7 protein-coding genes are annotated in these 9,081 nt (G+C 73.3%); 5 read left to right on the top strand and 2 right to left on the bottom strand.

Annotated features, from left to right (window positions below; all coding sequences use genetic code 11):
• Positions 1-76: 76 nt before the first annotated feature.
• Together OG259_RS03290 and OG259_RS03285 are read right to left on the bottom strand one after the other, a co-directional pair.
• Positions 77-1,918: an ABC transporter ATP-binding protein gene (locus OG259_RS03290; protein ID WP_328940792.1), complete on the bottom strand. Its 1,842-nt coding sequence runs from the start codon at positions 1,916-1,918 to the stop codon at positions 77-79.
• A 74-nt stretch (positions 1,919-1,992) separates the two neighbouring features.
• Positions 1,993-3,693, bottom strand: a complete 1,701-nt coding sequence (locus tag OG259_RS03285) for an ABC transporter ATP-binding protein (RefSeq protein ID WP_328940791.1) — start codon at positions 3,691-3,693, stop codon at positions 1,993-1,995.
• A gap of 227 nt (positions 3,694-3,920) precedes the next feature.
• Here OG259_RS03285 and OG259_RS03280 point away from each other — a divergent pair, with 227 nt between their 5' ends.
• The 5 genes from OG259_RS03280 (at position 3,921) to OG259_RS03260 (ending at position 8,949) form a co-directional block, all read left to right on the top strand.
• Positions 3,921-5,021, top strand: coding sequence for a FecCD family ABC transporter permease (locus OG259_RS03280; RefSeq protein ID WP_328940790.1), 1,101 nt, complete (start codon positions 3,921-3,923; stop codon positions 5,019-5,021).
• On the top strand, positions 5,018-6,136 hold the full coding sequence (locus OG259_RS03275; RefSeq protein WP_328940789.1) for a FecCD family ABC transporter permease: 1,119 nt from the start codon (positions 5,018-5,020) through the stop codon (positions 6,134-6,136). Before OG259_RS03280 ends, OG259_RS03275 begins: the two co-directional genes overlap by 4 nt.
• Positions 6,133-7,083 carry an ABC transporter ATP-binding protein gene (locus tag OG259_RS03270; RefSeq protein WP_328940788.1) on the top strand — a complete coding sequence of 317 codons (951 nt, stop codon included), beginning with the start codon at positions 6,133-6,135 and terminating at the stop codon, positions 7,081-7,083. The genes OG259_RS03275 and OG259_RS03270 overlap by 4 nt, the downstream gene beginning before the upstream one ends.
• A gap of 70 nt (positions 7,084-7,153) precedes the next feature.
• Positions 7,154-8,725, top strand: coding sequence for an amidohydrolase (locus OG259_RS03265; RefSeq protein ID WP_328940787.1), 1,572 nt, complete (start codon positions 7,154-7,156; stop codon positions 8,723-8,725).
• A complete protein-coding gene (locus tag OG259_RS03260; protein ID WP_328940786.1) occupies positions 8,722-8,949 on the top strand; it encodes a hypothetical protein in 228 nt (75 codons plus the stop codon). The genes OG259_RS03265 and OG259_RS03260 overlap by 4 nt, the downstream gene beginning before the upstream one ends.
• Positions 8,950-9,081 lie beyond the last annotated feature (132 nt).

Raw genomic sequence — 9,081 nt, 5'->3', positions numbered from 1 at the left:
GCGGACCGTGACGGACAGCGGAAAGGGGGCGGTACGACGATGCGTCGTACCGCCCCCTGGTGCTCGGGGGAGCCCCTCAGCTGACCGGCGAGACCGAGAGGTCCGTGTCCGTGTCCGAGTTCGTGGCCGGCCGCGGCACCTTCTCCCCGGGCTCCCGGCGGCTGGCGGACCAGGCGGCCCACAGGTCGGCGTACCGGCCGCCGGCCGCCACCAGTTCCTCGTGGGTGCCGGTCTCGACGACCCGGCCCTGGTCGAGCACGACCACCCGGTCGGCGGCCGCGGCCTGCGGCAGCCGGTGCGCGACGAGCAGCCCCGTGCGGCCCTCAAGGGCCCGAGCGGCCGCCTCCTCCAGGACGCGCGCTCCCGCGCTGCCCGCGTCGGCGGTGGCCTCGTCGAGGATCGCGATGGGCGGATCCGCCAGCACGAGCCGTGCCAGGGCCAGGTGCTGCGCCTGGGTGACCGTCAGTCGGTGCCCGCCTTCGCCGACGACCGTGGCGAGGCCCTCGGGCAGTGCCTGCGCCCACTCCAGGGCCCCGACCCGGTCGAGCGCCGCGCGCAGGGACTCGTCGTCGGCCTCGGGCCGGGCGAGGCGCAGGTCGTCGGCGAGGGTTCCGGCGAAGACGTGCACCTCCTGGCTGATGAGCGCCACCGCACGACGTACCCCGGCCGGTCCCAGTTCCCCGGCGTCGACCCCGCCGAGCGCGATCGAGCCGCCGGTGGGGCTGTGCACGCCGGCGATGAGCTTGGCCAGCGTGGTCTTGCCGGCCCCGCTCGCGCCCACCAGGGCCACCCGCTCCCCGCTCCGCACCCGCAGGTCGACCTCGTGCAGGACCGGTGCGCCGGAGGCGTACGCGTGGCTGAGCCCGGACACCTCGACCGAGCCGTCGGCGAGGGCGCGCGCCTCGCTCTCGGCCCGCTCCGCGGGGAGGTTCGACACCCCGACGAGACGGGCGAAGCTCGCACCCGCCGACTGGGCGTCGTCCAGCAGGTAGAGGGTCGCGTTGATCGGGTTGAAGAGGCTGTGGAAGTACAGCGCGGCGGCTGTGGCCGTACCGATGCTGACGGAGTCGTCGTCGACCAGCACGAACCCGGTCGCGAGCATCGCGGCGAGACCGATGAACTCTCCGAGGTTGAGGCGGGAGAAGAACCCGGTGACGATGTGGATGCCCCGCAGGCCCAGGTCACGGGCGACCGCGGACCGCTTCTCCAGCAGGTCGGTGTGGGTGTCGTCGAGGCGGAACGCCCGTACGGTCCGGACACCGCCGACGCTGTCGAGCAGCTGGTGCTGCAGGGCGCCGGTGGCGACGCGGTGCTCGCCGTACACGGGCGCGGCCCGGCGCATGTACCAGCGCACCGAGATCACCTGGACCGGGGACGCGAGGAGCGCCGCGATCAGGAAGCGCCAGTCGAGGACGGCGAGCCCGACGAAGGTGAGCAGGATGGTCAGGGCGGAGCGGCTGAACTCCGGCAGTGCCTGACGCACGGACTTGCCGATCATCGACACGTCGCTGGTGACCCGGGAGACCAGGTCGCCCGAGCCGGCCGCCTCGACCCGGTCCAGCGGCAGCCGCAGCGCCCGCTCGATGAACTGCTCCCGCAGCGCGGCCAGTACGGTCTCGCCCAGCCGGGCCACGAGGGTGCTGCCGACGGCCGCGGCCGCGCCCCGCGCGACGGCGACGACGACGAGCAGGACCAGGGGGAGGGTGAGTGCGGCCGCGCCCTTCTTGTCGACCACGAGGTCCACGATGTGTCCGAGCAGGGGAGCGGTGAGCAGTCCGACGGCGGTGCCGGCGACGAGGACGGCGATCGCCACCGCGGCGAGGAGCCGATGGCCGTGCAGCATGGTGCGGAGCGCCGCGACGGACTCGGCGCCGGTGGCGGTCGGCAGGAGCACGCGGTCCGGGCTGGTTCCGCTCATGGTCTGTTCCGTCTCTCTCGTCCGTCCTTCGTCCCGCTGCGGCCGGCTGTCGGTCCGTGTCTCGTCGGCGAGCGTCATGCGAGCACCGCCGCCCGGTACGTCGCGTCGGCCGCAAGGAGTTCGGTGTGGCGGCCGGTCGCCTGTACGGCGCCGTCCTCCAGGACGATCACGCGGTCGGTCACGGCGAGGAGGGCGGGGCTGGTGGTGACGAGGATCGTGGTGCGGTCGCGGCGGACCTCGCGCAGCCGGGCGGCGATGTGGGACTCGGTGACGGTGTCCACCGCGGTCGTCGGGTCGTGCAGCACGAGGACGGGCCGGTCGGCGGCGAGGGCGCGGGCGAGGGCGACGCGCTGGCGCTGACCGCCGGAGAGCGAGCGACCGCGTTCGGCGAGGAGGGTGTCCCCGCCGTTCGGGAGGAGCCGGGCGACGTCGTCGGCCGCCGAGGCCTTGAGAGCCCGTTCGACGGCCGGGGCGTCGTCGTCGGCGGCCCCGGCCCGGACGTTGTCGAGCAGCGTGCTCTCGAACAGGTCGGCGTCGTGGTGGGCGACCAGGACGACCCGGCGCAACGCGTCGGGGTCGAGCGAGGTCAGCGGCGTGCCGTCGAGCTCGACGGCGCCCTCGGAGGGGTCCGCCTCGCGGGCCAGGCAGACGAGGAGGTCGTTCGCGGCGGCGGCGTCCCGGGCGACGATCCCGGTCAGGCTGCCGGCCGGGAGTTCGAGGTCGACGCCCCGGAGCGCGCCGAGCGTCACCCCGCGCAGGGCGACATGTCCGGCGGCACCGTCGGCGGGCACGTCGCGTCCGGTCGCGACGGCCTCGGGCGAGGCGAGCACCTCGGCGATCCGCTTGGCCGAGGCGCGGCCCTGGGCGAGTTCGGCGTTCACGTAGCCGAGGAGCTGGAACGGGCCGAGGAGGAACTGCGCGAGACCGACGGCGGCGACCAGGTCGCCGACGCTGATGCTGCCGTCCATGGCGAGGTACGCGCCGACCACGCCGATGACGGCGATGAACACGCCGGTCAGGGCGAGGACGGCGCCTTCGTGTCCGGCCCGGCTGCGCGCCGCGCGCAGGGCGGCGGACAACGAGTCCTGGCTCGTGGTGCGGTAGCGGGCCACGGCCGCCGACTCGGCGCCCATGCCCTTGAGGACGCGGAGTCCGGAGACGAGGTCCGCGGCGACGCCCGAGGCGTGGGCGGCCCGCTCCTGCTCGGCCTCGCTGCGCTGTTCGAGGGGCCGGCTGATGCGGTGCCCGAGCCACAGCAGCGGCGGGATGCCGAGGAGGACGAGCAGGCCGAGGGGGACGGAGATCCTGAGGAGTGCGACGGCGCTGATCACGAGGGCGGCGACCGCCGACACCCCGTACGCGATGACGGTGGCCACCGAGCCCACGCGGCGGGCGTCGTTGGTGGCGATGCTGGTCAGCGCGCCGGGGAGGCGGTTCGCGTCGGCGCCGCCCCGGGGGTCGAGCACCCGGGTGGCCAGGTCGAGCCGGAGCCGGTGCGCGGCGAGTTCGCCGCTGCCCTCGGTGATCCGGGCGCTGGTGCGGTAGCAGGTCGACAGGACCAGGAAGAGCACGGCGAGGACGATGAGCAGGCGTAGCAGCGCCGAAGAGGAGCCGGTGGCGACTGCCGTGTCGATGGTGGCGCCGATGACCACCGGCACCAGGGCCTCGCAGCCTTGGTGGGTCATGCCGAGCAGGGATGCCGCGATGACTCGGCGGCGTTGTCCTCTGATCGTCTGGCGGAGGACAAGTCCCCCCGTCGGTCCGCCCGTTGGCATGTGACTCCTTCACGGAGGGGAGGGAATAGTTAGGTAAGCCTACTCTGACCTGGCGGCCGGTTGGCGCGGTCGGGGGAGTTCCCGGGCGGTCCGCCGGCGAGTGTCGGACGGGTCCTGTCGGGCGCGTTGACCACTCGACACAGTTCGGTTAGCCTCACCTAAGTCGAGATCCGTCGGTCTGTGCGCCGTGGGCTCTCGCCGTACATCTGTACCGCCGCCAGGGGGAGTTGTCGTTGTCCGTCGAATCCCGGGTGGTGTCGGGACAGCAGGCCGAGGCAGACCCCGTGGACAAGGCCGTAGATCCCGCCGGGCCGCCACGCATCGGCCGCGCCGGGACCGCGTACCGGGGCTTAGGCCTGATCCTCGCCCTCGCCGCGCTCGTCCTGGTCGGACTCCTCAGCATCTGGGTGGGCACCAGGGGCATCCCCTTCACCGCCACCTGGGACGCCCTGTGGAATCCCGACGGCTCCGAGACCTCGGTGATCATCCACGACTACCGGATCCCCCGCACACTCCTCGGCATCCTCGTCGGCACGGCGCTCGGCCTGGCCGGCGCCCTCATGCAGGCCCTGACGCGCAATCCGCTCGCCGACCCCGGCATGCTCGGCGTCAACCTGGGGGCCTCCGCCGGCGTCGTGGTGGCCATCGCGTTCTTCGGCATCGCGGCGCCGATCGGCTACGTGTGGTTCGCCCTCGCGGGCGCCGCCGCCGCGTCCGTCGGCGTGTACCTGCTCGGCTCCTCCGGCCGGAAACTCGCCTCCCCCGAGCGGCTCGTCGTCGCCGGCGCCGCCGTGACCGCCGTGCTGTACGCCTTCAACTGGGCGGTCCTGCTGCTCGACCCGAGGGCCTTCGACCAGTTCCGCTTCTGGACCGTCGGCTCTCTCGCGGGCCGCTACCACGACATCGTCCTGATGGCACTGCCGTTCGTCGTCGTCGGCCTGGTCGTCGCCCTCGTGCTCGCCCCCTCGCTCAACGCCCTGGCCATGGGCGACCAGGTCGGCCGGGCCCTCGGGGTGAACGTCGGCCTGACCCGCGCCCTCGGCGCCGTCGCCGTGATGCTCCTCTGCGGCGCCGCCACCGCCGCCGCCGGACCGATCGGCTTCATCGGCCTCGCCGTCCCCCACATCGCCCGGTTCGTCGTCGGCCCCGACCAGCGCTGGGTGTTCGCGTACTCGATGCTCATCGCCCCCGTCCTCCTCATCGGCTCGGACGTCGTCGGCCGGGTGCTCGGCGCCCCCGGCGAGGTACAGGTCGGCATCGTCACCGCGTTCATCGGCGCCCCCCTGTTCATCGCCCTGTGCCGTCGCCGAAAGCTGGTCATGCTGTGACTGCCGTACGGGAGGCGAAGGCCTCAGCGCCCGACCCGGCGCCCGGACCCCCCGACGCTCCGGGCAGGCCCCGCATCATCAGCGGCCGGGTCGTCCGCACCCGGTCCGGGGGCATCTCCCTGCGCGTGCAGAGCCGCACCGTCGCCGTCACCGCCGCGCTCCTCGCCGCGCTCGTCGCCGTCGCGGGCGTCACCCTGACCACCGGCGACTTCGACCTGTCCGTCGGAGAGGTCCTCCAGGCGCTCACCGGCGAAGGCACCGGCATCGCCGACTTCGTCGTCAACACCCTGCGCATGCCACGACTGGTGACCGCGCTGTGCGTCGGCGCGGCCCTCGCCGTGAGCGGGGCCATCCTCCAGAGCATCACCGGCAACCCCCTGGGCAGCCCCGACATCATCGGCTTCACCAACGGCTCCGCCGTCGGCGCACTCGTCGTCATCGTCGTGCTGCACGGCAGCATGACGCAGATCGCGCTCGGCGCGCTGATCGGCGGCCTCGCCACAGCCCTCGCCGTCCACCTCCTCATGCTCGGCCGGGGCATCCAGGGCTTCCGCCTCGTCGTCGTCGGCATCGGCGTCAGCGCCCTGCTCCTCGCCGTCAACTCGTACCTGATCACCCGCGCCACCTTCCAGGAAGCCCTGGAGGCACAGGCCTGGCTCATCGGCAGCCTGGGCAACCGGCTCTGGACACACGCCAACGCCATCGGCATCGCCGTCGCCGTCCTGCTGCCCCTCGCCTTCTTCCTCTCCCGCCGCCTCTCCATGGTCGAGATGGGCGACACCACCGCCATGGCCCTCGGCGTCGACGTGGCACGCACCCGCACCGTCCTGCTCGTGATCAGCGTCGCCCTGGCCGCCTTCGCCACCGCCGTGACCGGACCCATCTGGTTCATCGCCCTGGCCGCGCCCCAGGTGGCCCGCAGGATCACCGGGTCGTCCGGGCCCGCGCTCCTGCCGTCCGCCCTCATGGGCGCCGTGATGCTCGCCCTGAGCGACCTCGCCGTGCAGCGTCTCTTCGCCCCCGCGCTCCTTCCGGTGGGCACGGCGACCGGCTGCGTCGGCGGTCTCTACCTCATCTGGCTGCTGGTCTCCGAGTCGCGAAAGAGCCGCGCATGACTGCGAACGACGACAACCGTCCCACCGACGGCCGCGAGCCCCGGCTGCGCGCCGAGCACCTCACCCTCTCCTACGACCAGCGGACGGTGGCCACCGACCTCTCCGTCGACATCCCCGACCGCTCCTTCACGGTGATCATCGGACCCAACGCCTGCGGCAAGTCCACCCTGCTCACCGCGCTCGCCCGGATGCTCAGACCGAAGGCCGGACAGGTCTACCTCGACGGCGCCGCCATCGCCTCGTACCGCTCCCGCGAGGTGGCCCGCAGGCTCGGCCTGCTCCCGCAGTCCTCGACCGCCCCCGGCGGCATCACGGTCGGCGACCTGGTGGCCCGCGGCCGCTACCCCCACCAGGGGATGCTCAAGCAGTGGTCCGCCGAGGACGAGGCCGCCGTCGTCGAGGCCATGCGCCAGACCGGCGTCCTCGAACTCGCCGACCGGCCCGTCGACGACCTGTCCGGCGGCCAGCGCCAGCGCGTCTGGCTCTCCATGGTCCTCGCCCAGCAGACCTCCATCCTGCTGCTCGACGAACCGACCACCTTCCTCGACATCGCCCACCAGGTCGAGGTCCTCGACCTCTGCGCCGAACTCCACGGCCACAAGGGCCACACGGTCGTCGCGGTCCTCCACGACCTCAACCAGGCCTGCCGCTACGCCACTCACCTGATCGTGATGCGCCCCGGCGGCATCATCGCCGCCGAGGGCGACCCGAAGACGGTCATGACCGCCGAGCTCGTCGAGGACGTCTTCGGCCTGCCCTGCCGGATCATCCCCGACCCCGAGACCGGCACGCCGCTGATGGTGCCCGCCGCACCCAAGTGGTACGCCCCCGCCGCAGCGGGCCCCGAGCACACCGGCGAGGACGCGACCGGCCCCGAGCACACCGACGAGGACGCGACCGGCAGCGGGCAGACCACGGCGGACACCGCGATGGCCAAGACCTCCTGACGACAGCACCGCACCACAGGCGACAGCGACAGCGACAGCACCAGCGACCGCGACCGGGAACGGACTGCCCATGCTCTGTACGAGGCTGACGAACGCGCGCATTCTCACCATGGATCCGGACCACCCCGTCGCCCACGACATCGGCATCTGGCGGGGCCGGATCGTGGGCCTCGACGCGGCCGTGACCTCGCTGCCCGCCCGCGAGACCGTCGACCTCCAGGGCGCCACCGTGCTGCCCGGCTTCATCGACAGCCACGTCCACCTGGCCTGGGCGGGCCTGAAGGCCGACACCCCGAGCATCGCCCCCTGCGAGCGCGTCGAGGACGTCCTCGCCGTCGTGGCGGAAGCCGTCACCCGCAAGGAACCCGGCGCCTGGGTGGACATCGCCGGCTACGACCAACGTGCCCTGGGACGCCATCTCACCGCAGCGGAACTGGACCGCGTCGCCCAGGGCCGCAAGATCTTCCTCATGCACGACTCCGGGCACGCCTGCGTCGTCGACAGCGCGGTCCTCGACCTCCTCCCGGCCGACGTGCCGCACCAGGACGGCTTCCTCGCGGAGAGCGCCATGACCGCCGTACGGCGACTTCGGCTGCCGTACTCCCAGGAGGAACTCGCCGACGCGATCGAGCGGGCCGGCCGTGCCTGCCTCGCCGAGGGGATCACCGCCTGTGCCGAGGCGGGCATCGGAGGCGGCCTCCTCGGCCACAGCCCCGTCGAACTCGGTGCCTATCAACTCCTCAGGGACCAGGGCCGGCTGCCCCTCCGCGTCCAGCTCATGGCCGCGGGCGACACCCTCCACCCGCTCGCCGCGCACCGCGACGACGGCATCCCGCGCTCCCTCGACCTCGGCCTGCGCACCGGCTTCGGCGACGACTGGCTCTCCCTCGGCGCCCTCAAGATCTACACCGACGGCGGCATGATGGCCCGTACGGCGGCACTCACCGAACCGTACGAGGGGATGTCCACCTCCGGACAGTTCCAGGACGACCCCGAGCGGATCGCGGAGCTCATCGTCGACGGCCACCTCGCCGGCTGGCAGCTCGCCGTCCACGCCATCGGGGACCGCGCCGCCGACCTCGCCCTGGACGCCCTGGAGCGGGCGCAGGAGCGGCGGGCCCGCCCGGACGCCCGGCACCGTGTGGAACACGCCGGTCTGATCCGCCCGGACCAGCTCCCGCGCTTCGCCCGGCTCGGCGTCAGCGCCGTCGTCCAGCCCCACTTCCTCCGCTCCTTCGGCGACGACTACGCGGACGTCATGGGGGAGCGGCGGGCGCCCTGGATGTACCGGGGCCGGGGATTCCTCGACCACGGCGTCACCCTCGTCGGCAGCTCCGACCGGCCCGTCACGGACGGCTCGCCGCTCCGCGCGATCCAGTTCATGGTCGAACGCGCCTCCAGCTCCGGCCGGCTGATCGGACCGGACGAGGGCGTCACCGTCGACGAGGCCCTGCACGCCTACACCGTGGCGGGTGCGTACGCCTCCCACCAGGACGACGGCGCGGGCAGTCTCACGCCCGGCAAACGCGCCGACCTGGTGGTCCTCGGCGACGATCCCCGGGCCGTCGACACCTCACGGATCGGGGACATCGAGGTCGTGGCGACGTACGTCGACGGGCGCACCGGGAAGGGGAAGGCATGAGCGGCGAAGAGCACGGCCTCGCGGCGTTCGCCGCCCTGTGGGAGGTGCCCGCGTCACCGCCGCGGTGGGTGATCTGGCACCCGGACGCGGACACCATGGTCTTCGACAGGGAGCTCAACCTCCCCGTGCACGTCGACGACGCGTCACTGGACGAGGTGCTGCGCCGGATGCGCGAGGCCGGCGTACCGGAGACCGAGGACTACCCGGGGCGGGCGTGCGGGTAGGAGGACGGCCGGTCGGTGTACGTCCGGCACGCACGATCGCCGCGTTGCCGAAATGCCCAAGTAGCGGAGCTACTCGGGCATCCCGGCGCCTTGCGCTCGCACCGGACGCCGCGGGCCCTGCCCTGCGGGCAG

Origin of the sequence: Streptomyces sp. NBC_00250, from assembly GCF_036192275.1 — a bacterium.
Lineage (GTDB): Bacteria > Actinomycetota > Actinomycetes > Streptomycetales > Streptomycetaceae > Streptomyces.
The sequence above is the reverse complement of the archived record's forward strand: the minus strand, read 5'-3'. Positions and strand labels throughout refer to the sequence as shown.